The following is a 665-nucleotide window of genomic DNA, read 5'->3' on the forward strand; positions in this document are numbered from 1 at the left end:
GTGGCCGTTGGGTTCCCGATCGCGGGCCGGCGTGACCCGGCCCTTGATGAGCTGGTCGGGTTCTTCGTCAACACCTTGGTGTTACGCGTCGAGGTGGCCGGGGATCCCAGTGTGGCTGAACTGTTGGGGCAGGTGCGCGCGCGCAGCCTGGCCGCCTTTGAGCACCAAGACGTGCCCTTCGAGCTGCTCGTGGAACGGCTGCACCCCACCCGCTCCCTGGCCCATCACCCCCTAGTGCAGGTCATGCTGGCCTGGCAAAACCACAACCTCGCCGAGCTGGACCTAGCCGGCGGGCTGGCGCTAGGTGAGCAGGTGCGGGTTAGCCCCTTGCCAGTGCAAACTTGCACGGCCCGCATGGATTTGACCTTCACCCTGTCCGAGAACTTCACCGAAGCGGGCCAGCCGGCCGGCATCGGTGGGGTAGTGGAGTTTCGCACCGATATTTTCGACCCCGCCAGCATCGAAACGTTAATTACACGATTCGAGCGGGTGCTGGCCGACATGACGGCAGATCCCTCGCGGCCGGTGTCTTCGATCGGGGTGCTCGACGAGTCCGAACGTGTCCGCCTGGATAACTGGGGTAACCGGGCGGTGTTGGACCGCCCAGCGGTGTCGGGGGTGTCGATCCCAGCGTTGTTTGCCGCCCAAGTCGGCCGCACGCCCGA

General features: G+C 65.6%; 1 protein-coding gene. It reads left to right on the plus strand.

Annotated features, from left to right (window positions below; genetic code table 11):
• Positions 1-665: condensation domain-containing protein (locus A5781_RS00035; RefSeq protein ID WP_156624256.1), on the plus strand; the 665-nt coding region annotated here is incomplete at both ends.

It is taken from the genome of Mycobacterium sp. 852002-30065_SCH5024008, from assembly GCF_001665645.1.
GTDB lineage: Bacteria > Actinomycetota > Actinomycetes > Mycobacteriales > Mycobacteriaceae > Mycobacterium > Mycobacterium paraffinicum.